This window comes from Curtobacterium sp. MCJR17_055, from assembly GCF_003224335.1.
In the GTDB taxonomy this organism is placed as follows: Bacteria; Actinomycetota; Actinomycetes; order Actinomycetales; family Microbacteriaceae; genus Curtobacterium.
In genome coordinates this window covers 781976-801117 of record NZ_QKLF01000001.1, presented here as the reverse complement: position 1 = coordinate 801117, position 19142 = coordinate 781976, and the positions used below count along the sequence as shown (strand labels likewise).

Here is a 19142-nt window from a genome sequence, read left to right as displayed (position 1 = left end):
CCGAGGTCAGCCCTGGGCGCGCGCCATCCGCTCGCCGGCGACGCGCGCGAAGCGCAGCGGGTCGCGGAGTGCATCGTCGGGCTCGCCCGTGGTCTGCGTGGCGATGACCGTGAGTGAGGCCGCGATCGAGAACGCGTCCAGGCGGGCAGCGACGTCACCCGCGACGAGCGCGACCGGCGTCCCGGCAGCGACCGCGATCGCCGTGACCACCGTCGGGGTCTTGCCGGCCGCGGTCTGTCCGTCGAAACGCCCCTCGCCGGTCACCACGAGGTCGGCGGCAGCCACGGCGTCCGCGAGGCCGAGCGCCTCCGCGACCGCTCCCGCGCCGCTCCCGACACGTGCGCCCCACGCGAGGAGGCCGAATCCCGTCCCGCCTGCGGCCCCGGCACCCGGTGTCGCCGGGTCGACGTCGGGGAAGTGCGCTGCCCAGCGGGCGAGACGTGTCTCGTGCACGGGGACGCGGTCGGGGGTCACGCCCTTCTGCGGGCCGAAAACCGCTGCCGCTCCCTCGGGCCCGAGCAGCGGTGACGTGACGTCGCTGAGGACGGTGACGCCGCGCGGGGGGAGCGGTCGCAGCGACGTGCGGTCGACCGCGGCCACGTGGTCGAGCAGGGTGCCGCCGGTGGCGCTCGAGGCGTCGGCGCTGTCGTCCAGCGCGATCCCGAGTCCGAGCGCCCGGAGCGCCCCGACCCCGCCGTCCGTCGAGGCGCTGCCGCCGATGCCGAGCAGGAGGCCGGTCGCCCCAGCGTCGAGCGCGGCCGCTACCGCCTGCCCGAAGCCGGTCGTGTGCGCGGAGTCGGGCTCCGGCTCGTCCAGCAGACCAAGCCCGCTCGTCGCCGCGAGTTCGACGACCGCGCGGCCGTCCGGCAGCCGGAGCCAGGAGGACTCGACGGGACGGTCGTCCGGCCCGGTCACCCGCACCGGCACGCGCTCACTGCCGGGGACGGCGGCGGCGAAGGCGTCGAGCGTGCCCTCCCCGCCGTCGGCCATCGGCAGGACGACGAGCTCGTCGTCGGGCCGTTCGGTCCGCCAGCCCTCCGCGACGGCCGCGGCGATGTCGGCCGCGGACGCGGTGCCCTTGAAGGAGTCCGGTGCGATGACGACGCGCATGGGGTCACGCTACCGGCGCCGAGGGGCCCGATCTCGCGCTGGGGCGCACGGTGGAGAAAAGGAAGACCCGGCGCCAGAGACGCCGGGTGGGTGGCTCCAGTATGACACACATCACGAGTGTCACCAACCGGTAGGGCGCCGAAGCCGCCCGACCTCTTCTGGCAGTTGGACATCGCTGAAGTCCTCCGGCCGCAAGGTGTACCACCAGTGCCCACCGACACCGGCGGCGGAGTCCCCACGCAGCCGTCCGGCAGTCGGGCCCGGGGTCGGGTTGACCATGCCGACCTGAACGAGGGTCCGGGCATGCGCCACCGGGAAGGCCAGATCGCTGTCGTTGCTGACGACGATGGCGGCGTCGACGCGCCCGTCGAGCACGTCGATGAGGAGGTGAGAGGCAACGTTGACGTCCGACCCCTTCTCCTCACGCCGGGCGACCGACACGATGAACGATGCGCCTGGGACGTCCGCCCCGTCTGCGTCTTTCACTTGTACGGGCCAGTCCGAGCGTGCGAGTGTCGGGCGGCCACGGCGGTCCGGAACGGCGAGTGGCGCTGCTGTCACGCGGGTCACGAAGTTCCCGAAAGCAAGCTCGTCGACGCTCCGCGCCGCAGCGAGGGCCCTGAGGTAGGTGTCCTGATCACGCTGCCCGCTGACGTTCCCGACACCGCTGATACGCGCTGTGCAGAAGACCACGCGCTCCAGAACCGCACCGCGCCATCCAGATCGGGCCACGAGCCGTTCACCGAAGGAGCGGAGGTCGAGCCACCTCCACCCGGTTGAAGCGCGTCCGCAGAGGCCCCTACCGCCGTAGTAGAGGTTGAAGCCGTCGACGTAGAGTCCCACCCGCATCCCCGAACGGTAGTTGCCCACACGAGCTCGCCACGGGACTTGTGGAGAACCGCGCATGTGATGATCCGCGTACCCCTCGGCACCGCGCACATCACCCTCCGCCTACCGTTGCCGTCATGACCGACGACCGACGCCGTGAACTCGGCTCCACCGACGCACCCGTGGAGGACGAGCTCGCCGAGTCCTTCGACGCGACCATCGAGGAGGGCGCCGAGCGGCTCCAGCGGACGACCCGTGCGGTCCTGGTCACCGGATTCTTCGGCGGCCTCGAGGTCGGCCTCGGCGTGATGGCGTACCTGGCGGTCCTCACCGAGACCGACAGTCACCTGCTCGCCGGACTCGCGTTCGGCATCGGCTTCATCGCCCTGCACCTGGCGCACAGCGAGCTCTTCACCGAGAACTTCCTCATGCCGGTCGCGGCCGTGGTCGCCCGCGAGGGGACCGTGCTGCAGCTCGTGAAGCTCTGGGGCGGCACCCTCCTGGCGAACCTGGCGGGCGGCTGGCTCTTCATGTGGCTCGTCGTGCACGCGTTCCCGCAGTGGCACGTCACCCTGGCGGAGTCGGCCCGGCACTTCATCGACGCGCCCTTCGGCCTGCAGAGCATCGTGCTCGCCGTCCTCGGTGGCAGCACCATCACGTTGATGACCCGCATGCAGCAGGGCACCGACTCGGACCCGGCGAAGCTCGTGGCCGCCGTCGCGGGCGGCTTCCTGCTCGCCGGCCTGCAGCTCTTCCACTCGATCCTGGACTCGCTGCTCGTGTTCGGCGCGATCCAGTCCGGCGAGGACATCACGTACGGGCAGTGGCTCGGGTGGTTCGGCTACACGCTGCTGTTCAACGTCCTCGGCGGGCTGGTGCTCGTGACGGCACTGCGGCTGCTCCGCACGAAGGAGCTCATGCAGGACCGGCGCCACGGCTCCCAGGACGACCCGGAGCGCGCCGACCACGAGCAGGGCTGACGCGCGGCGGTACCCGAGTGGACGGCTCAGAGCGCGAACCGCGGGTGCGGCACCCCACCGGTCGCCAGGTCCGCGAGCATCTCCCCGAGCACCGGCGCGAACTTGAACCCGTGCCCGGAGAACCCGGTCGCGACGGTCAGCGGTCCGCGGCGGTCCATCACGAAGTCGTCGCTCGGGGAGTTGTCGTACAAGCAGCTGATCAGCGCTGGAGCCGTGGCATCGACGCCCGGCACGAACCGGGCCACGTACGCCTGCAGCCGCTCGACCTCGGCGGCGACCGGTGTCCGGTCGCGAGCGTCGGGGTCGACGACCGGGCCGACGCCGTGGAACCCGACCTTCACGCCCTCGCCCGGCGTCAGCAGGCCGTACACGTCCCCGCCGTCGAGCGGGTAGTGCACGAAGGACGGCCACGGGTCGTCCGGCAGGTGGCTGGGGAAGTGCGCGGGCTGCTCCTGCGTGACCCGGATGGCCGGGAGGCTCGCCCCGCGTCCGGCGAACAGCTCGCCGACCAGCGTGGGCGCCCAGGAGCCGACCGCCGCCACGACGCTCGGCGTCATCACCGCGGTTCCGTCGTCGAGGTGGACGGTCACGGTGTGGCCGTGGTCGTCGAGCCCCGTCACCCGGACCCCGAAGCGGAGGGCCGCTCCGTCGGACGCGGCCAGGTCGAGCAACGCCTCGATCGTCTCGGCCGATCGGATCCGGCCGGCGGTGCCGTGCGCGAGCACATGACCCTCGAACGCCAGTCCCGGCCAGCGGGCCGCGGCCTCGTCGAGGTCGAGCCGCTCGAACGGCACGCCGGCACGCTCGAGTGCGTGCGCGATCGCGTCGATGACCTCGGGCCGACCGTGGTCGACGGCCCCGGTGCGGTCGAGCAGGGTCCGACCGGACGCGGCCTCGAGCGCTGCCCAGGCGTCCCAGGCGCGCTGCGTGAGGGTGACGTAGTCCGGCTCGGTGTAGCCCATCCGGAAGATCCGCGTCGCTCCGTGTGAGGAGCCGTGCTCGTGCCCGCGGTCGTGTTGTTCCACGAGCAGGACCTGCTCTCCGCGGGCGGCCAGGGACCGGGCCGCTGCGGCGCCGACGACACCTCCGCCGACGACGACGTGGTCGAGCCGCGACGTCCACGGAGTGGAGCGTCGTCCTGCCGGGGCGTGGGGCATGCCTTCACAGTAGGGCGTCCGTCAGGGCGGAGGTGGTCCGCCCGACGCGGCGCTCGTCCGACGCGACGCCGTCGATTCCGGTTTCCTCAGCCGATCAGCGGACGGGTCTTCCTACGAACTCGTGGGGGTGTGACCGCCACTCGCTCGTCCTGCTCCCGAGCCTCCGCTCAGCGCTCGGTGGGCGTGGTCGAGTCGCGCACGCGACCGCGTTGCGGGTAATCGCTTGCTGTTCTCCAGGGTCGCCAGACCGTGGACCGTCGCCCAGGCCACCTCGGCTTCGGTGTCGTCCGGGCCGGGGAACGCCGCGCGGATCCCGGCGAAGGCGCGCTTGAGCGCGTCCGGGCCGCGTCCGGAACCGAACTCGAGGCCCGACGGCATCGAGAACATCGCCTCGTAGACGCGCGGTTGATCGGCGGCGAAGTCGAGGTAGGCCTGCATCCGCGCCAGTGGCTCCGCAGGCACGGCCTCCAATGCGGTCGCGATCGCTTCGAACCCGGCGAGCGCGACGGCGTCGATGAGTGCCTGGCGGCCGCCGGCGAACGCGGAGTAGATCACCGGCTGGGTCACCCCGATCTCGGACGCGAGCCGACGCATGGTGACGGCTTCCCACCCCTCGGCTTCCGCGACCTTGCGAGCCGCCCGGAGGATCTGGTCGCGCCGGAGATCGAGGTCAGGAGCAGGTCGTGGAGACATAGGTCCAGAGTAGCAGAAAGCGGTTACATAACGTCGGTATACAACGGCCCCATCGACTGTTAGCGTCGAGGCATAACGTCGTTAGCCAACAACGGAAGGTCCTCCCATGGTCATCACCGCCCTCGTCGTTGCCGTCCTCGGCTGTCTCTTCATCCTCTTCATCGGCGGCTGGTTCCTCGTGGCTCCGGCGCTCGCCACCGCCGGGTTCGGCATCGCTGAGGACCGCCGGCGAGCATTCACGAGCATCAAGGGCGTCCGCGACATCACCTCCGGCATCGTGCCGCTGGTGGTCCTGCTGGTCGCCGACCCGCACGTGTTCGGCTGGGCGCTCCTCGCCGCGGCGATCACGCCGATCGGTGACGCCGTCATCGTCGTCACGAACGGCGGAACCCTCCGCCAGGCCCTCGGCGTGCACGCGGCGACGGCACTCGTGCTCGTCATCGCAGGCCTCGTCCTCGCACTCGGCTAGATCGGACGCCACTCCTCGCGGCTCGGCCGCCCCGCCACCCGCCTCATCCCCCACCCTGCTCCACCACCACGAAAGGCAACACGCATGCGCACCACGAACGAGCACGACGACACCGACGGCACCGCCATCGAGAACATCGTGCGGGCCTTCTACGAGCCCTTCCGCACCGGAGACACCACCATCTACGACGAGGTCCTGGCGGAGGACTGGACGGACCTGCCCCTCGCACCCGGCCAGCAGCAGGGACCTGCCGGCATGGCCGCTCAGATCGCCCTCTTCCGCCACGCGATGCCGGACTACGCCGTCGAGCACCAGGACGTCATCGTTCAGGGCGGCAAGGTCGCCGTCCGCAACACCGTCTCCGGGACGCATCAGGGCGCCTTCATGGGCCACGAACCCACCGGCAAGCGCATCGAGATGCGCACCATGGACGTGCACCAGTTCTGCGACGGGAAGATCATCACCACCTGGCACCTGGAGGACTTCGCCGGCCTCATGAGCCAGCTCAACGCCCCTGCAGACGCCCCGACCCCGGCACCCTGGGGCTGAACCGGGTCACCTCCGGAGAGGGCAGGGACTCATACCGAGTCCCTGCCCTCTCCGCGTGCCTGCCCTGCGGAACACAGCCTGTCCGCACTGCTGGGGATGTTCGTCGACGACGTGGCGCTCATCCGCCGCGACGCCCTCGACTCCGGCTTCCTCAGACGATCCGCGGCCGACGGTCCGTCCCTATGGCCGGCGCAACCCGCGGATGAGCAGCGCGCTGCACACCAGCATCACTCCCGAAAGCAGCACGGCACTCCCGAGGATGGCTGCCGATGTGCTCCCCGCCACGAAGGACACGAGGATGCCGATGACGGCGAGCGGAGCGCCGATGAGCAGGCCCACGAGGTCGGCGGCTCCCTGCTGTTGTGGCTTGTTCATCCGTTCAGGCTAGCGGCGGACAAGAAGGCGTATCCGACCGCTCAGTACCCGTATCGGTCGCCGATCGGCTACCGACCGTTCAGCCTGATGCCGTTCGGGGCGCCACTCGTCGTCCAGGCGAGTCCTACGCTGGGCGCATGCTCCTGAGTGGTGGGTCCGAGCAGCACCGATCGGAACACCGCGTGCTCACGCGCCGTCAGTACGAAGCGATCTTCGGAGCACCTGCAGGCATCACGGTTCCGTCAACGAGAGCGGGCGTTCCGGTGCCCGCGGTGCCGCCCGAGGACTTCGTTCCAGAGCCGGCGGTGGGGGAAGTAGATGTGTGGTTGCCCGAGTGGCAGGTCGACGCGGACGGCTTCGACGTCGCCGTGGGGGAACGCATCCGGTGGTCGCTGGTCGAGATGGATCAGCGATGGGTCGACCGACCCCTCACCGAGCCGAGGAGCGTGTCACTCCAGCTCGACTTCACCGCCGAGGACCGCGACGACGCGGACCAACTGACTTGGCATGACCTCACCGGGACGGTCACCCGCATCGACCAGGTCTCAGCTCGCTACGTCAGCTCCCGCGACCCAGCAGAGGGTGGCGCGCGCATGCCAGAGGCTGGTGGTGCACAGCAGCACAGCGTGTCCTCACTCTGGGATCGCCGACCTCATCACGGCCGCATCACGAGCTGGATCGTCCGCGTCCAGTCCTGATCGCAGCGATCCTCCTTCGCCCACGCGTCGCCTGGAGCAGCAAGGATGCTGACCGCTGTGTCCACGAGGGCTCCGGTCAGGATCCGCTACCGAATGTTCCGTGCCCACGACGCTCGTGACCGTGCTGCCCGTCGCCTCGGTACGCACACGAACGGGAGGAGGAGTGCGGGGCTCAGGCACAGACCGACGCCGGTCCCCGCGATCACCGTCAGCGTCCAGTCGTCCTCGAGGAACGTCACCTGCTGTCCCGTCGGTCCTGTCAGTGTGCAGTCGGTGCCGAGTGGCCAGGACGACGGAGTCACACTGCCTCCGACCTCTTCCTCGAATCGTGCACCGACGACGGACGGGTCGTGTCCCGAGCAGCCCGAACCGTGGTCCCCACCGACAAGACTGCCGTGGGCTGCGACAAGAGCGAACGCGAAGAGGAATGCGCCGGTGACCACGGCCGAACCCGTGAGGACCCAGAATCGCCCCCCACCGAGGAGCCGACGGCGTGCGGGCCGGGCGATCACACCGTCGAGCCCAGAGCATCGGTGCGGACACAGTCCGGCGACCACTGCGCTCGCTTGCTGTCATCGGCACCTGCTCCGAGACTCATCGACTCGGTCGACGCGTGGTTGCGGGATCCGGTCACCGCCACGACCCGTGGTCCGGCAGGAACCCTGTGACCGCCAGGACGACGAACAGGGTCCCGATGGCCGCCATGACGATCCCGATAAACCGGACGAAGCCTGGCGTCAACGGGCGTCCGTTCGCGAGCTGGTCGCCGCCCAGCTTCTGCGCCCACTGGTTGAAGATCGCGATCGTCAGACCCCACAGTGCGGCGACGGCTCCGCCGATCCCGAAGATGAGTTGCGGGTTCATCAACCTCTCCGGCGTGCGAGCTGGTTGCGGAGGTTCCGGACGAACACCGCTTCAAGACCGACCGCGATGACGAACCCGACGACGGCGAACGCGATGTGGCCCGGGTCCCGACCTGAGGTGAGCGCGATGACCGGCAGCGCGACCACGATGACGCCGCAGACCACGACGTTGAGGACGGCCCCGATCACCCCGCCGGGGGTGCGGCCGGTGCGTTGCATCCAAGGTGTGGGCATGTCTCAGATCCTATTGAGAGGCGGCATGCTGCCGTTCTGAGCACACCGCACTGCTGCGGAGCGGGCTGCGTACCGTAGGTGCATGACGGTGACCCTGACCAGGACCGACCCGGAGGGCCAGGACCGGGAGGCCCTGATCGCCTTCCACACGTCGGCGGAGTTCCCCTTCCACGTGCGCGCTCGGCCGGGGCGGGCGGACATGGAGCGTGTCCTCGACGCCGGCACCTTCCGCGACGAGGACCACGAGTCGTGGTGGATCGATGACCATGACGCCGGTCGGATCGGTCTGGTCGTGCTCGAAGACCTGCAAGAGCCGTCGCCACTGCTTGATCTCCGGCTCGCGCCCGCTTTCCGTGGGCAGGGTCTGGGCGTGGTCGCGCTCCGCGCGGTGACCGATCACGTCTTCCGCGCGATGCCGGCCGTGCCACGGCTCGAGGGCCAGACGCGCGAAGACAACATCGCCATGCGCCGGGTGTTCCTCCGTGCCGGGTGGGTGAAGGAAGCGCACTACCGGGAGTCGTGGCCGGTCGAGGGCGGGCCTGCGCTGGCGTCGGTGGCGTACGCGGTGCTCCGCCGCGATTGGGAGACCGGTACGACCACGACGTTCGTGTGGGATGACGTCACACTCACGGACTGACGCCAGCAGAGGAGCGGCCGGCGTGAGCCAGCGCGCGGCGATGCTCGGTGACGACACCGACACGGCTGGGAAGCCGTACCGCCGGGTGGTCGTGCCAAGCTGTCGGTCATGGGGTGGACGAAGCAGTTGCCGACGTGGATCGTCGGAGTCATCATGGCGGTCCTGTTCGCCGCGCTGTGGTTCGCGTTCACGTTCGTCACCGCGCCGGAACTCGGCATCGGAGCTCGAGCGCTCGTGTCTGCATTGGTCGGGGCGCTGTATGGCGTCGGGATGGGGCTGTGGCTCGGGCGGACACGACGCGGGTACGGCGGGGTAGCACGACGACCCGACTTCGGCCGGGCCGTCCGCCGCGGCACCGTTCCGGCCGACGTGGACGTGGACGAGTGGCGGCGCGCGGTGGAGCACCATCAGCGGCAGTACCTGCCACTGCGCTGGGCGGCGCCGCTGCTGTACCTGCCGATGACCGCCCTCGCCATCTGGCTCGCGGTCACCGGTCAGCCGCTGTTCTGGATCGGTGCGGTCTTCTTCCTCGCCGTGTTCATCGGCACCGCTGTCACCACTCCACGAGTGCTCCGGAAGACGGAGACGATGCTCGCCGAGCTCGACCGACGGAAGAGCGTGCAGCAGACCGTCCGGTGACGGTCGTCGGTCGCCGCCACGGCGAGACTCCGGTCGCACAGAGGATGGACATCCCCCGTCGCCCTGGCCTCGGCATGGAGATCGTACGTCCCGGGAGTCAACAGGGAGCGGTTCCGCTCGGAAGCCAACGGGGGTGGGGGAGAGTCTCAGCTGAATCGAGAGAGGAACGACCGCGCTGAGCAGCGATGTCCTTTCTCAAGTCAGGTGAGACTCCTTCGCAGCGATGAGACCATGCGGCGCTTGAGAACGCCAGGTTCCAGCGTCGCAGAATCTTCTCACTCGACGTGAGACCTTCTGAGCCGACTGCCCAGGACGACGAAAACGACGGCGAAGCTAGTGGGCTTCGCCGTCGTTTTCGTGTTGTTCAGTTCTAGTTGAGGATCCTGTCCTCGGGTTCGCAGTCGGTGCAGCCGCGTGACTTCCGACGGTTCGGGACGCTCTGTTGCTTGACGTGTCCGAAGGCGCACTTCCACCAGTAGCGGTCGGTTCCGGCGAACATGAGCTCGGGCCGCTTGGGGACGTTGAGGTAGTCGTGCCATTCGGTGACGAGGAGCGGGTCGGTGGTTGCGAGGTCGTTGACTCGGAGGACCAGTCGTCGGCTGGAGCAGAGCGAGCATCCGTAGCCCTGGACCTTTCGGTCGATGCGCTGCGGGTACCAGTGGGCGGCGCTGGTGGTGCACAGCCAGTAGACCTCGTCGTTCGAGCCGTAGGAGTAGTCCTCGGGCTGCTTGCCGTTGTTGCGGGTGGGGTGCCACTGGGCGGCGATGTCGGGGTGCGTGTCGACGAGGCTCGTGCGCGTGCTTCGGAGTCGGGCGCGGCGGCAGGGCTCGCAGCCGGAGCCTTGGCTGCGGTTGTAGAGGGACATCTTGTAGTGGTGTCCGCAGTCGGGGCAGATCCATTCGGGCTTGTCTCCGCTGCCGGCGCACATCTTCGTGGCGGGGTGACCTGCCTCGTACGCGGGGTCGAGTTCGGCGGCGAGGCGGGGGTGGGTGGTGGTGAGGTCGTTGATGCCGGGGACGATGGTGCGGTTGCTGCAGATGCCGCAGTTGGTCCCGCCCTGGGTTCGGTTTGATGCGGTGGCCCAGTAGACGTGTCGGTTGCGTGGGCAGCGCCACGCGAGGCTGAGTCGGGCTGCGGCCTGGATGGTCTGAGCGGTGTTCTTGCCGTTGAGAACAGGGTCGAGCTCTTTGGCGATGTCGGGGTGCGTGGTTGCGAGGTCGTTGTAGCCGGGGGCGACGGCGCTGTTGGTGCAGACGGGGCATCGGCCCTTGCTGGAGTGCTGGTGTCCGTGGTCGCAGATGACGAGGCCGCCGCGGCCGAGCCGGAGGCCACTGGTGCGCTTGTCTTCGGCGTTGTAGGACGTGAAGGGGATGACCTGGTGTGCGGCGACGTACGCATCGGCGAGGTGCTGCGGGGCGGCGAGGTCGTGTGCCCAGGCAGGTTCGTACGGTGTTGCCGTGATGACTGCGTGGCGGAGGGCCCAGAAGGTCGGGCGGAAGTAACCCCACAGCGCGGCGGTGACCGGGGTAGCGTTGCGTCCGGTGAGACCGGTTACAGCGTCAGTGAGGACGGCGTAGGCGTGCGCATAGTCCTTGCCAGGGCGCAGGAGTTGCTCGAGGAACCGACCGGTGGTCACCGCGGCGGCGACATCGACGATGACGGCAAGGTCTGCGACGTCGCCGTTGCCGATTCGAGCGGTCGCACTCCGAAGAACGTTGTAGAGGTGCGGGGTCAGCCGGCCGCTCTTCTGGAGCCGGTCGAAGCGGAGTGCTGCGCGGGTGGTGGTGGCGTCGACCGTGCTTTGCCTGGTGGAGAGGTCGAGTCCGACCCAGCGACGGTGCCGGATGCACACCGGGTTGGTGAAGCCGGGCGCTTGCACGACGGTTTCGCCCTTGGTGCAGAGGGCGCACATCAGCCGCACGTTGCCGGCGTCCGGGCAGAGCTCGCAGCGGTGTTCGCCACCGTTGAGTTCGGCAGTGGAGAGCGGGACGCCGAAGCGGAGGTGGCGGCCGGTCTTCTGCTCGAGCACGTCCTGCCAGGTCAGGGTCGCCGATTCAGCTTTAGCGGCGCGGAGCAGCTGTTTCTGGTGCGTGTCGAGTTCGCGGTTTGCCGTCAGCAGTCGGCGGGTGTAGCTGGGTTCGGTCTCTCGGTGGAGGGGCTTGACGGTCATCGGGTAGCGGCGGGTGAGGAGGTCGTTCATGCTGCGATTCCTGGCAGGAGGGTCTTCTTGCTGCGGGCGTTGCGGGCGGTGTGCTCGGCGTATGCGGACTCGGCGGCGGCGTCGAGTTCCTGTGCGTCGAGCAGCGCCCGGTCGATGCGCTCGAAGGGGATGGTCGGGTCGGTGATGGCTTCGGTGGCGGCACCGGTGAGGAGCCGTCCGAGGCTGCCAATGGAACCGTTCGTGCGGGCGTGGAGGTAGTCGGCGAGGTCCGCGAGGGAGCCGTGTTCGTGGTGGCGCAGTGGGAGGTGCTTCTCGAAGGTGTTGATGATTCTCTTCCAAGCCTTCGCGTCCGTCTGGTTGCTGAGGTTGTACGGGCGCAGTTCCAGCAGGGAGAACCGTCCGCCGATCTGTGCTCCGCGTTCTGTGGCGAGCATCTTCTTCACGTTGATGCCGGCGTAGAGGAACGTCGCGGGGAGGTCGTTGTGGAGGTTCTTGAGCAGGTCGTGGGATTCGCCGTTGCCTTGTGTGTGGCGGGAGAGGTTGTGGAGTTCGTCGATGACGACGAGCTGGGTACCGGCGGCGTTGAGGAGGTCGACGACGCGGTTGCGGATGCTCAGCATGGTTTCGCTGCTGCTGACGGTGAGGCCGAAGAAGTCGGCGAAGGTGCGCATGAGGAGTTTGCCGGTGGAGCCGGCGGGAACCTCGATGTAGACCACGGGGATGCGGTTGTGTGCGCGGAAGTCGGGGAACTGGGTTCCGTAGGAGCGGTAGATGTGCCGCATGAGGCTCTTGCAGAGCGTGGTTTTGCCGAGGGTCGAGTTGCCGGAGATGACGAGTCCGGCGTGGCCGGAGTTCCGGCCGGCGTTCGCGGCAAATGCCTTCTCGAGCTGTGTGCGGGCCTTGGTGTAGTGCGGCGTGGCGAGGACGATGCCGCCGGAGAGGTAGAGGATTCGGGCTCGGTCGTGTGCGGCCCGAGCTTCTGCCGTCAACGCTTCGTACGCGTGGTCGTCGAGTGCGGCGGGCGCTGTGGAGCTGCCGGAGAGGAACGCGTCGAGGGTCTCGAGGCGGTGCAGGGCTGCGGGGCGGTCGTCGCCGTGGAAGTGAATCATCGGTGGGTCGTTTCAGTCGAGGACGTAGATGACGTCGTCGTCGTCATCGTCGGTGGGGTCGGTGGGGTCGGTGGAGGGAAGGTTCGGCGTACTTTCGATGGCCGTGTGCAGCGGCGCCCCGGCAAGTGCCGCGGTGACTGCGGCGACGTCGCCGCGGTCAGTTTCGGCGTCGGTGAGGGTGAAGTCGTTGTCTTCGAGGTGCGGGTAGAAGAGCGCGTCTTCGTTGCGGACGGTGCACTCAATCCAGCCGCCCTTCGGGTCGGCGACCCAGGCTTTCACCGGGTTGTAGGGGTCGAGCTTGACTTCGTGCCTGCCGTTGCGGCGCCGGAGGTCCGACTTGGTGTTGCGGAGCGGGTCGAGTCCCTCGGCGTCGAACTGGCGGTAGTTGATGGTGACGCCGGTGTCGGTGACGTGCCGGTACATGGTGGGCAGCATCGCGATGTAGTCGTCACCGGTGAAGGTCGTTTCGAGGTTGCTGGTCAGCCTCGAGGCGGCGGCGAACATCTGGTACGGCGTCAGCTTGTTTTCCGGGTGCATCAGGTCGCGGAGGCCGCCGTGCGGGCGGTGGTTCCAGACCTTGAGGAACCAGTCGTCGAGGAGTTCGTGGAGGGCGTAGATGTCCATGAGCTCTTCGCGCTCAACCTTGTAGCCGCGGAACTCGGGGGAGCGACCGACGTAGCCGTACCGGTACTGCAGGAGGAGAGAGTCGATGCTGCCGAAGTTGCGCTCGACGAGCGGCTTGCCGGTTGGGGTGTGCGGGGCGCTGTAGCGGATGTCGACCCCGTGCATCTCGGCGGCGGCGCGGAACGCTTCCGAGATGAAGTCCTTCCCGTTATCCATCACAATGCAGCGGGGGTGCACGAACGGTCGCGACTGCTCGTATTCGCGACGTTCCTCCGCGCTCATGAGCGTCACGGAGGGGTTCATCCGCTGCACCATCTCCCGGAACACGGCGTTGTTCGGGCGATTCTGCGGCGGCGTCAGGGCCTGCGCGAGAAGTGCGACGTGGTCGACCGCCTTCCCTGCGACGAGGCGGAGGGTGAACGCGAGGACGAGCCGTGTGGCGCGGTCGAGCAGCACCGTCAGGATGGGGCGGACGGGTTCGCCACTGGGCGACTTCACGAGGATGTCAAGTGTCGTGGAGTCGACCTGGACCTCGGCGCCGGGCAGCAGTTCCATGCGAGTGTTGAAGACGCGCTTCGGTCGGTTCTCCAGTGACCGTCGGGTCGATGCGGAGCCGGTTGTGTGCTTGCCCTTGGTCAGCAGGTCGATGTACCGGTACATCGTCGCGTTCGATGGCATGTCCGGAGCTTCGGCGCCGTGCCACTTCACGAGGTTCGCCGCTGTCTCGGCGATGAGGCGGCTCTTCGTACCGGTCGACCGGTTCTTCTGGTCCGCGATGACGGCGCACAGTGCGTCGTAGACGTCGGGGTTGATGTTCTTGAGCGGCGGGTCTGAGCGCTGCGCCCGGCCATCAGCGAGCGCAGATGCGCCATCCTCCCGCCAAGCCTTGAGCTTGCGCATCACCGTGGCGCGGGACGCAGCCTGTCCGTTCTTTTGTAGCTCCTGCACCTTCGCCGCGACGCGCTCGTTCTGCGTGGTCTTCTCGATGTCGTACTCCGGACGGCGCTCGGCCCGACCGGGGTTCACGCCGGTCTCGATTTCCGCGAGGTGGTCCGCCATCGTGACCGCGGCTGCTCTGGTCTTGTCTGGCAGGTTCTCGAATCGACGGACGATCTCGGGGAACGCCTGCGGCAGACCGACGACCTGCTGGCTGAGCTCTGCGATGTGCATGTCCTGGGTCTCACTCGTGGCGGTGTTGCGGAGGCGGATGACGCTGCCGAAGCGGGCGACGAACTGGTAGATGCTGCCGTCGCGGAGCTCGATGGGGTCGTCGACGTTGATGCTGGTCATGGGAGGGTCCGTTCGATGAGCGTGCGGTCAGAGATGGGGGCGGTGAGGTCGAGGCTGAAGAGGCCGCTCCAGATGAGGTGGTACAGACCGGCGCGGCCGCGGTCGAGGGCGTCGGGAGCGAGCAGCCGAGCGACGTCGCGGAGAGGAAGCGGCCGATGCAGCGCGTCGACCGTTCGGGCTACGTCTTCCGGTAGGGGGCGGTAGCCGTGGTGCTTGAATCCGGCTATCCACGACAGGTTCACGTCGACCTGGCGAGGCAGCTCGTGGTGCACCTCGTAGTGAAAGCCAACGTGCTCGCAGAAGGCGCGAGTCTTCGCGAACTGCTCCTGGAACTTCGGGATGTACTTGCTCGGCTTCACGTCGCGAAGCACCTGACGGTGGTCGCTGTGGAGGGTGAGGATGTCCGGCGTGTGCGAGGTGCCGTCCGCGAAGTCGATGCGCACGGGCTGCGCGCTGAGGGCGATGACGTCTTCCGACATGTCGAGCCACCGCATGACTTGCGCTTCGAGCTGCGATTCGTGCCAGACGTGCTTCCTGGCGCCGGTGAAGAAGTAGAGGCCCTGGATGTTCTTTTGGCGCGGGTATCGGTGCGGCTGGCGGAAGAGCGCAACGTCGTAGAGCTCTCGGTTCAGCAGGTCCGAGTTCGCAGCCGCCGTCTTCGGGCGGGCGCGCTCCACGTTCGGCATCCATGTGACGGTCGCCGGCAGCGCAAGCGCCGCAGCGTCCGCCGAGGTCAGCGTGCGCTGCGGCGTTCTGCTCCTCGGCTTAGAGGCCCGTGGTCGCGGGAGGGCTCGCGAACCGAAGGCCAGGGCCGGGTTCAGCGGGGTGGTGAGGGTCATGTCCACCCCTGTGCTGCGACGCCGACGCCAGCGGGGCAGAAACACAATTTGAGTCCTGCTTCTGGCATGAATATGCTCCTTTTGGTGCGTTTTCGGCACGTTTGAGGGATCTGGAAGGGTCGGGATGGCAGGGCCGCGCTTCGTCCCACGGGACTTCGCCGAGGACGCACGGGGCTTCGGGCATACGCCGGTGCTGCGGTGGTTGCAGGCTGCTGACCGGCGGGCGGAGGTGTTCCTCCGCGCCGCGCAGGTGCAGCATCAGCAGGTGCTGCGAATCCGGGAACGGATGCAAGCGCGGGGACTCAGCCCGAAGCAGTACGCAGCGCAGGCGGGGACGAGCTACCCGCGGTTACTTCGACTGCTCCGTGGGGAGGCGATCCTGCGACTCGAGGACATCGCCCTTGCCGACCTGGTCCTCGGGGGTGTCATCCACGAGCCGGCGGCCGCCGCGCCGACGGAGCCTTCCGCGAGTGACCTGCAGGCGTTGCTGGAAGCGATACCCGAGCGCACCGCGCAAGCGGTCATCGGCCATATCAAGGCAGCGCAGTCACAACGCGTGCCGGGCGCTGCTGGTGCGCGCCCCGGGGCTCGTTCTCGCTGAGCCGTCGGTCCCGCGCGGCGGCGTGAGTGCAGGGTGTGCTGGTTCCTCCTTCCGATAGGTCCCTCGATAGGTCAGTCGCGCGAGGTAGCGATTGCGGTCGTCTGCGGGATCGCTGGCGGGAAAGCCGTCCTGCCTCCGGACGTGTAGCGACCGTAAGCGCCCACAACCCGTTCTGGTTCCTGCTCTTGGACTGAGGTCCTCAGCTGGCAAGACCTCGTCGACGCGATCGCGTCTTCGTCCGCGCATAGCCCTTCCCGGGACCGACCGCCGGTCCCGGGAAGGGACCAATGGACACGTCCAACCGCACGCCCGACTACGTCACCGAGCTTCACCAGCACTACGCCGAAGTCGCCAACCAACCCAGCGCGCTCCTGAGCGTCGACCAGCGCCGCGGTGTCGAGTTCTACCTCGCTGACATCGGGGAGACCGAGCAGCCCGCGACCGTCATCAGGAACTGGATCGCCTTCGTCCACGACCTCGACCGCTTCGTCAGCGCCATCGGACGGCTACCCCGATCCGACTCTCGCCGACCACGTGCACGGACGGAGGAGCAAGCCCTGGTGGATCGGCTCGCGTACCAGCGCCGGCCAGAAGTCCGCGCCGCGCACTGCAGCTACCAGACCCTCCGATTGGAGTCGTTTCCTAGCTTCCGTTGGGAGCCGCAGGAGGAGCGGTGGGCGGAGCAGCTGATGCTGCACCAGTCGTTCTGGGCGGAAACGGGACGAGCCCCTCGCCGTGACGCCCCGGACCCGAAGGAACGAGCAATCGCCCGCTGGGCGACACACCAACGAGCCGCCCAACGCAACGGCACACTCACCCCCGATCGCGCCCGCCGGCTCCGCCACGCGACCTACCGCATCCTCTAGCTGGCCTGCGGCGTGAGCAGCGTCATCGGCGAGCGCGGTACGGAACTTTCCTGCTCTTGGACGGAGGTCTGTCCGCGAGCACCCGCCGGCGCAGCAGTCTCCGTAGCGTTCAAGCACCAGCAGCCAACGGACGAGACAGCGCGGCGGCTCGTGAGTTAGGCGTCCGAGGAAGCACGAAAGCGAAGGCGTGATGAGCACGAACCGGGAAGAAGCCGAGCACCGCGCACGGCAGCAATTCGCCATCCAGGGCATGGCCCGAATCCCACTCTCCGACCTGCGCGACCAGAGTCCCCCGAACCTGACCGCGCTCTACGCCGACGTTCAAGAGGGTCAAGCGCTGATCCCTGGCTTGAAGATGGGTCTTGGCGCCCTCACCGTGCAGCGGTGGGAAGCCTCCTACGCTGCCGCCGGTTGGGCGCTCTACGGCGCAGACCTCACCCTCGACATGGGCCATCCGTTCGGGTCGATGTTCTACCGCAACGACGCCGACGGCCGCGTGCTCCGCATCGGGGTGAAGTGGCACCCGCCGGTGCAGCAACTCGAGTTCCCAGCCCTGCATCCCTCGAAGCCTGAGCTCACCTCTGACTGCACGGACGACGAGGTCGCCGCAGTCACCCTCGATGCGAGGAGTCGGATCGGGACGCTTGTCGCGATCAACGCGCAGATCGGGTCATTCGTCGCCACCGAAGAGTCCGAGAACGCGATCCTCGACGCGTCCGGACTCGGACTGGAGCGCCTGTCCGAGGACGACCCGCGGTTGGCTCGCGATGCCTGACCCTCAGTCGCCGCGGTTCGAGCCGATCCCGTTGCGGCTGCTGTCGTTGACTGCTCAGTTCGACGCCGTCGTCTGGCCGGCGCTGGTGGGGATGACGTTCACGAACTCCACCGGTCCGGCGATCCTGCAACGGCACGTCACCGTCCGAGCGTCCGACGACAGGTGGACGTTCAGTCTCCTCAACGGCACGCAGCTCATCGAGCCTGCTGACCCGCTGGTGGAAGCGGCGACCCAGGTGATGAACGTGTTACAGGGGCTCCGTTCAATGGGTCGTGGTGGCGAAGCGGCTGGCCCTGCTGATGTCTGACCGGAAGTGGGTGCAGAACATCCGGCACCACCAGACGGTCCTGTCATTGCCATTCGGACTCGGCTGGACCATCGACATCACCCAGACACTGACCGCCCTCGCCGCCGCCGGTATGCCCGCCCAGGTGGAAGCGTTCGACCGGCTCCGGTTCGAGGACGGCCGGACTGCGTTCCTCGCCACTCCAGACCCCACCACCACCGCTCAGGACGGAGCTGGGGACGGCCACCACGACGACGTGGTCCTCCTGCCAGGTGGATCGGAGGGCGGAGTCCTGTCGCTTGTGCGCCGGTATCCGGACTTGGTGGTCGTGAATGGGAAGCGGCAACGCGTCTGGGCGAACGGCCGGCAAGTGCACGGAACATCGATGCAACGAGACGCGACACCGGGCTGGCGTCACGTGTTCGCCGTTGCCCGGACCATCGCCCTGCGCGGTGGCGGCACGCATGCCGTCGCGGAACACATCGGCATCCCGGCGGACGACGTCCGTGCAGCCCTTCCTGCCCTCGGGCAGACCGTGTTTCATACGCCGTTGGGGTGGGAAGCGACGGACCGGCCGTCGCTCATCGACTGGGCTCTCGCCGCCTACCCGGGCCCCGGCGGAGTGCGCACCTGCTGGCACCGCGACGACACCATCGACGCGCAAGCAGATGAGCTCATCGGGCTCGGCGGGGTGATGTCGGACCGGTGGGCGGCGCAGCAGGCCGGCGTCTTGGTCCCGCCGAACCGGCTGACCGCGTTCTTCGCGAAGCATCCCGACATGCAGGCGCTCGGCTATGAGCCCGCATCGGCGGATGACGCCACCGTGGCGGTCGTCATCCCGCAGGACACCACCATCCTGACCGCGGCCGAGGGGTGCTGCACGGATGAGTTCATCACAGCGCACGTCATCCACGAAGACAGCTGGGTGGCCGCGAACACCGACGTGGTGAACGCGTTACGGCAGCTGCTGCACTTCCAATCGGACCTCGCCCACGACCTCCGCTGGCACCCCAATGGAAGTTGACGAGGGGACGCCGTTGATGTTGCAGCTGCTGTCTATGACCTTGGCATTCGACGACACCCGCTTCTTCGGCTCCGTCATGTTCACCAACCCCACCCACCCCACCGACAAGCCCTCGGTCGTCCTCGTCGACCACGCCGACCAGGCGCCGTGGTTCCGGCTCAGCAACGTCGACCCAGACGTCCAGGACCCGTCGGATCCGGCGATGGTCGAAGCGGACCGGATCATGCGGTTCATCCTCACCTGGGCACCAGAACGCCTCGGCCGCACCCGCCCCGAACCCGACCAGTCCTGACCCACCCCGCACCACTCCCAACTTCTTTGGAGGTACTCACTGA

The 19142-nt window shown here is 68.3% G+C and carries 23 protein-coding genes and 1 pseudogene; 13 read left to right on the top strand and 11 right to left on the bottom strand.

The genetic code is table 11. From position 1 onward, the window contains the following. Window positions 1-6: 6 nt before the first annotated feature. Both DEJ16_RS03725 and DEJ16_RS03720 read right to left on the bottom strand, forming a co-directional pair. Window positions 7-1110 carry a glycerate kinase gene (locus DEJ16_RS03725; RefSeq protein WP_110823183.1) on the bottom strand — a complete coding sequence of 368 codons (1104 nt, stop codon included), beginning with the start codon at window positions 1108-1110 and terminating at the stop codon, window positions 7-9. 120 nt (window positions 1111-1230) lie between these two features. Beyond that, window positions 1231-1959, bottom strand: coding sequence for an NYN domain-containing protein (locus tag DEJ16_RS03720; RefSeq protein WP_110823185.1), 729 nt, complete (start codon window positions 1957-1959; stop codon window positions 1231-1233). 116 nt (window positions 1960-2075) lie between these two features. Here DEJ16_RS03720 and DEJ16_RS03715 point away from each other — a divergent pair, with 116 nt between their 5' ends. Continuing rightward, window positions 2076-2918, top strand: a complete 843-nt coding sequence (locus DEJ16_RS03715; RefSeq protein ID WP_110823187.1) for a formate/nitrite transporter family protein — start codon at window positions 2076-2078, stop codon at window positions 2916-2918. 26 nt (window positions 2919-2944) lie between these two features. Here the strand turns inward: DEJ16_RS03715 and DEJ16_RS03710 are convergent, their stop codons facing one another. Then, complete coding sequence (locus DEJ16_RS03710) at window positions 2945-4075, bottom strand: FAD-dependent oxidoreductase (protein ID WP_110823189.1); 1131 nt, start codon at window positions 4073-4075, stop codon at window positions 2945-2947. Window positions 4076-4151: 76 nt separating this feature from the next. On the opposite strand from DEJ16_RS03710, the pseudogene DEJ16_RS16090 reads away from it, so the two are divergent. After that, window positions 4152-4208: pseudogene (locus DEJ16_RS16090) on the top strand (hypothetical protein); the annotation flags it as partial. Here DEJ16_RS16090 and DEJ16_RS03700 read toward each other — a convergent pair. Continuing rightward, the gene (locus DEJ16_RS03700; RefSeq protein ID WP_110823191.1) at window positions 4187-4768 is read right to left on the bottom strand and encodes a TetR/AcrR family transcriptional regulator; all 582 of its coding nucleotides are present in this window, start codon (window positions 4766-4768) and stop codon (window positions 4187-4189) included. The pseudogene DEJ16_RS16090 and the gene DEJ16_RS03700 overlap by 22 nt on opposite strands. A 106-nt stretch (window positions 4769-4874) precedes the next feature. On the opposite strand from DEJ16_RS03700, the gene DEJ16_RS03695 reads away from it, so the two are divergent. Then, on the top strand, window positions 4875-5237 hold the full coding sequence (locus DEJ16_RS03695) for a DUF4267 domain-containing protein (protein WP_110823193.1): 363 nt from the start codon (window positions 4875-4877) through the stop codon (window positions 5235-5237). An 84-nt stretch (window positions 5238-5321) separates the two neighbouring features. Then, a complete protein-coding gene (locus DEJ16_RS03690) occupies window positions 5322-5786 on the top strand; it encodes an ester cyclase (protein ID WP_110823195.1) in 465 nt (154 codons plus the stop codon). 180 nt (window positions 5787-5966) lie between these two features. On the opposite strand, the gene DEJ16_RS03685 is transcribed toward DEJ16_RS03690, so the two are convergent. Next, window positions 5967-6161 carry a hypothetical protein gene (locus DEJ16_RS03685; RefSeq protein ID WP_110823197.1) on the bottom strand — a complete coding sequence of 65 codons (195 nt, stop codon included), beginning with the start codon at window positions 6159-6161 and terminating at the stop codon, window positions 5967-5969. Between the two features lie 182 nt (window positions 6162-6343). Between DEJ16_RS03685 and DEJ16_RS03680 the strand changes: the two genes are divergently transcribed. Further along, window positions 6344-6859: a DUF6578 domain-containing protein gene (locus tag DEJ16_RS03680; protein ID WP_146232815.1), complete on the top strand. Its 516-nt coding sequence runs from the start codon at window positions 6344-6346 to the stop codon at window positions 6857-6859. Between the two features lie 630 nt (window positions 6860-7489). Here the strand turns inward: DEJ16_RS03680 and DEJ16_RS03675 are convergent. Together DEJ16_RS03675 and DEJ16_RS03670 are read right to left on the bottom strand one after the other, a co-directional pair. After that, on the bottom strand, window positions 7490-7723 hold the full coding sequence (locus tag DEJ16_RS03675) for a hypothetical protein (protein ID WP_110823201.1): 234 nt from the start codon (window positions 7721-7723) through the stop codon (window positions 7490-7492). Further along, window positions 7723-7956 carry a hypothetical protein gene (locus tag DEJ16_RS03670; protein WP_146232814.1) on the bottom strand — a complete coding sequence of 78 codons (234 nt, stop codon included), beginning with the start codon at window positions 7954-7956 and terminating at the stop codon, window positions 7723-7725. The genes DEJ16_RS03675 and DEJ16_RS03670 overlap by 1 nt, the downstream gene beginning before the upstream one ends. Window positions 7957-8038: 82 nt before the next feature. On the opposite strand from DEJ16_RS03670, the gene DEJ16_RS03665 reads away from it, so the two are divergent. Next, a complete protein-coding gene (locus DEJ16_RS03665) occupies window positions 8039-8593 on the top strand; it encodes a GNAT family N-acetyltransferase (protein WP_110823205.1) in 555 nt (184 codons plus the stop codon). Window positions 8594-8701: 108 nt separating this feature from the next. Then, on the top strand, window positions 8702-9232 hold the full coding sequence (locus DEJ16_RS03660; RefSeq protein ID WP_110823207.1) for a hypothetical protein: 531 nt from the start codon (window positions 8702-8704) through the stop codon (window positions 9230-9232). Window positions 9233-9602: 370 nt separating this feature from the next. Here the strand turns inward: DEJ16_RS03660 and DEJ16_RS03655 are convergent, their stop codons facing one another. From DEJ16_RS03655 to DEJ16_RS03640, 4 genes are read right to left on the bottom strand one after another with little or no spacing between them, the layout of a single operon-like run. Then, window positions 9603-11432 (bottom strand): zinc-ribbon domain-containing protein, encoded by a 1830-nt coding sequence (locus tag DEJ16_RS03655; protein WP_110823209.1) that lies wholly within the window; start codon window positions 11430-11432, stop codon window positions 9603-9605. Beyond that, the gene (locus DEJ16_RS03650; protein ID WP_110823210.1) at window positions 11429-12502 is read right to left on the bottom strand and encodes a TniB family NTP-binding protein; all 1074 of its coding nucleotides are present in this window, start codon (window positions 12500-12502) and stop codon (window positions 11429-11431) included. Before DEJ16_RS03650 ends, DEJ16_RS03655 begins: the two co-directional genes overlap by 4 nt. Window positions 12503-12514: 12 nt before the next feature. Beyond that, a complete protein-coding gene (locus tag DEJ16_RS03645) occupies window positions 12515-14416 on the bottom strand; it encodes a DDE-type integrase/transposase/recombinase (RefSeq protein WP_110823212.1) in 1902 nt (633 codons plus the stop codon). Then, the gene (locus tag DEJ16_RS03640; RefSeq protein ID WP_110823214.1) at window positions 14413-15255 is read right to left on the bottom strand and encodes a TnsA-like heteromeric transposase endonuclease subunit; all 843 of its coding nucleotides are present in this window, start codon (window positions 15253-15255) and stop codon (window positions 14413-14415) included. The genes DEJ16_RS03645 and DEJ16_RS03640 overlap by 4 nt, the downstream gene beginning before the upstream one ends. A gap of 124 nt (window positions 15256-15379) precedes the next feature. Here DEJ16_RS03640 and DEJ16_RS03635 point away from each other — a divergent pair, with 124 nt between their 5' ends. The 6 genes from DEJ16_RS03635 to DEJ16_RS03610 all read left to right on the top strand — a co-directional run bounded on the left by DEJ16_RS03635 (window position 15380) and on the right by DEJ16_RS03610 (window position 19099). Beyond that, window positions 15380-15856 (top strand): helix-turn-helix transcriptional regulator, encoded by a 477-nt coding sequence (locus DEJ16_RS03635; RefSeq protein ID WP_110823216.1) that lies wholly within the window; start codon window positions 15380-15382, stop codon window positions 15854-15856. Window positions 15857-16143: 287 nt separating this feature from the next. Continuing rightward, complete coding sequence (locus tag DEJ16_RS03630; protein WP_110823218.1) at window positions 16144-16722, top strand: helicase associated domain-containing protein; 579 nt, start codon at window positions 16144-16146, stop codon at window positions 16720-16722. Between the two features lie 190 nt (window positions 16723-16912). Continuing rightward, window positions 16913-17497: a hypothetical protein gene (locus tag DEJ16_RS03625; protein ID WP_146232813.1), complete on the top strand. Its 585-nt coding sequence runs from the start codon at window positions 16913-16915 to the stop codon at window positions 17495-17497. Then, a complete protein-coding gene (locus DEJ16_RS03620; protein ID WP_110823222.1) occupies window positions 17490-17804 on the top strand; it encodes a hypothetical protein in 315 nt (104 codons plus the stop codon). The genes DEJ16_RS03625 and DEJ16_RS03620 overlap by 8 nt, the downstream gene beginning before the upstream one ends. Then, window positions 17773-18807 (top strand): hypothetical protein, encoded by a 1035-nt coding sequence (locus tag DEJ16_RS03615; RefSeq protein WP_110858026.1) that lies wholly within the window; start codon window positions 17773-17775, stop codon window positions 18805-18807. The genes DEJ16_RS03620 and DEJ16_RS03615 overlap by 32 nt, the downstream gene beginning before the upstream one ends. 34 nt (window positions 18808-18841) lie before the next feature. Continuing rightward, window positions 18842-19099: a hypothetical protein gene (locus DEJ16_RS03610; protein WP_110823226.1), complete on the top strand. Its 258-nt coding sequence runs from the start codon at window positions 18842-18844 to the stop codon at window positions 19097-19099. The last annotated feature ends 43 nt before the right edge of the window (window positions 19100-19142 follow it).

What these genes read in the sequence shown, in the direction of transcription:
- DEJ16_RS03725 (WP_110823183.1), bottom strand. Translation starts at nt 1,110, where the DNA reads ATGCGCGTCGTCATCGCACCGGACTCCTTCAAGGGCACCGCGTCCGCG.
- DEJ16_RS03720 (WP_110823185.1), bottom strand. Translation starts at nt 1,959, where the DNA reads ATGCGGGTGGGACTCTACGTCGACGGCTTCAACCTCTACTACGGCGGT.
- DEJ16_RS03715 (WP_110823187.1), top strand. Translation starts at nt 2,076, where the DNA reads ATGACCGACGACCGACGCCGTGAACTCGGCTCCACCGACGCACCCGTG.
- DEJ16_RS03710 (WP_110823189.1), bottom strand. Translation starts at nt 4,075, where the DNA reads ATGCCCCACGCCCCGGCAGGACGACGCTCCACTCCGTGGACGTCGCGG.
- DEJ16_RS03700 (WP_110823191.1), bottom strand. Translation starts at nt 4,768, where the DNA reads ATGTCTCCACGACCTGCTCCTGACCTCGATCTCCGGCGCGACCAGATC.
- DEJ16_RS03695 (WP_110823193.1), top strand. Translation starts at nt 4,875, where the DNA reads ATGGTCATCACCGCCCTCGTCGTTGCCGTCCTCGGCTGTCTCTTCATC.
- DEJ16_RS03690 (WP_110823195.1), top strand. Translation starts at nt 5,322, where the DNA reads ATGCGCACCACGAACGAGCACGACGACACCGACGGCACCGCCATCGAG.
- DEJ16_RS03685 (WP_110823197.1), bottom strand. Translation starts at nt 6,161, where the DNA reads ATGAACAAGCCACAACAGCAGGGAGCCGCCGACCTCGTGGGCCTGCTC.
- DEJ16_RS03675 (WP_110823201.1), bottom strand. Translation starts at nt 7,723, where the DNA reads ATGAACCCGCAACTCATCTTCGGGATCGGCGGAGCCGTCGCCGCACTG.
- DEJ16_RS03670 (WP_146232814.1), bottom strand. Translation starts at nt 7,956, where the DNA reads ATGCCCACACCTTGGATGCAACGCACCGGCCGCACCCCCGGCGGGGTG.
- DEJ16_RS03665 (WP_110823205.1), top strand. Translation starts at nt 8,039, where the DNA reads ATGACGGTGACCCTGACCAGGACCGACCCGGAGGGCCAGGACCGGGAG.
- DEJ16_RS03660 (WP_110823207.1), top strand. Translation starts at nt 8,702, where the DNA reads ATGGGGTGGACGAAGCAGTTGCCGACGTGGATCGTCGGAGTCATCATG.
- DEJ16_RS03655 (WP_110823209.1), bottom strand. Translation starts at nt 11,432, where the DNA reads ATGAACGACCTCCTCACCCGCCGCTACCCGATGACCGTCAAGCCCCTC.
- DEJ16_RS03650 (WP_110823210.1), bottom strand. Translation starts at nt 12,502, where the DNA reads ATGATTCACTTCCACGGCGACGACCGCCCCGCAGCCCTGCACCGCCTC.
- DEJ16_RS03645 (WP_110823212.1), bottom strand. Translation starts at nt 14,416, where the DNA reads ATGACCAGCATCAACGTCGACGACCCCATCGAGCTCCGCGACGGCAGC.
- DEJ16_RS03640 (WP_110823214.1), bottom strand. Translation starts at nt 15,255, where the DNA reads ATGACCCTCACCACCCCGCTGAACCCGGCCCTGGCCTTCGGTTCGCGA.
- DEJ16_RS03635 (WP_110823216.1), top strand. Translation starts at nt 15,380, where the DNA reads ATGGCAGGGCCGCGCTTCGTCCCACGGGACTTCGCCGAGGACGCACGG.
- DEJ16_RS03630 (WP_110823218.1), top strand. Translation starts at nt 16,144, where the DNA reads ATGGACACGTCCAACCGCACGCCCGACTACGTCACCGAGCTTCACCAG.
- DEJ16_RS03625 (WP_146232813.1), top strand. Translation starts at nt 16,913, where the DNA reads ATGAGCACGAACCGGGAAGAAGCCGAGCACCGCGCACGGCAGCAATTC.
- DEJ16_RS03620 (WP_110823222.1), top strand. Translation starts at nt 17,490, where the DNA reads ATGCCTGACCCTCAGTCGCCGCGGTTCGAGCCGATCCCGTTGCGGCTG.
- DEJ16_RS03610 (WP_110823226.1), top strand. Translation starts at nt 18,842, where the DNA reads ATGACCTTGGCATTCGACGACACCCGCTTCTTCGGCTCCGTCATGTTC.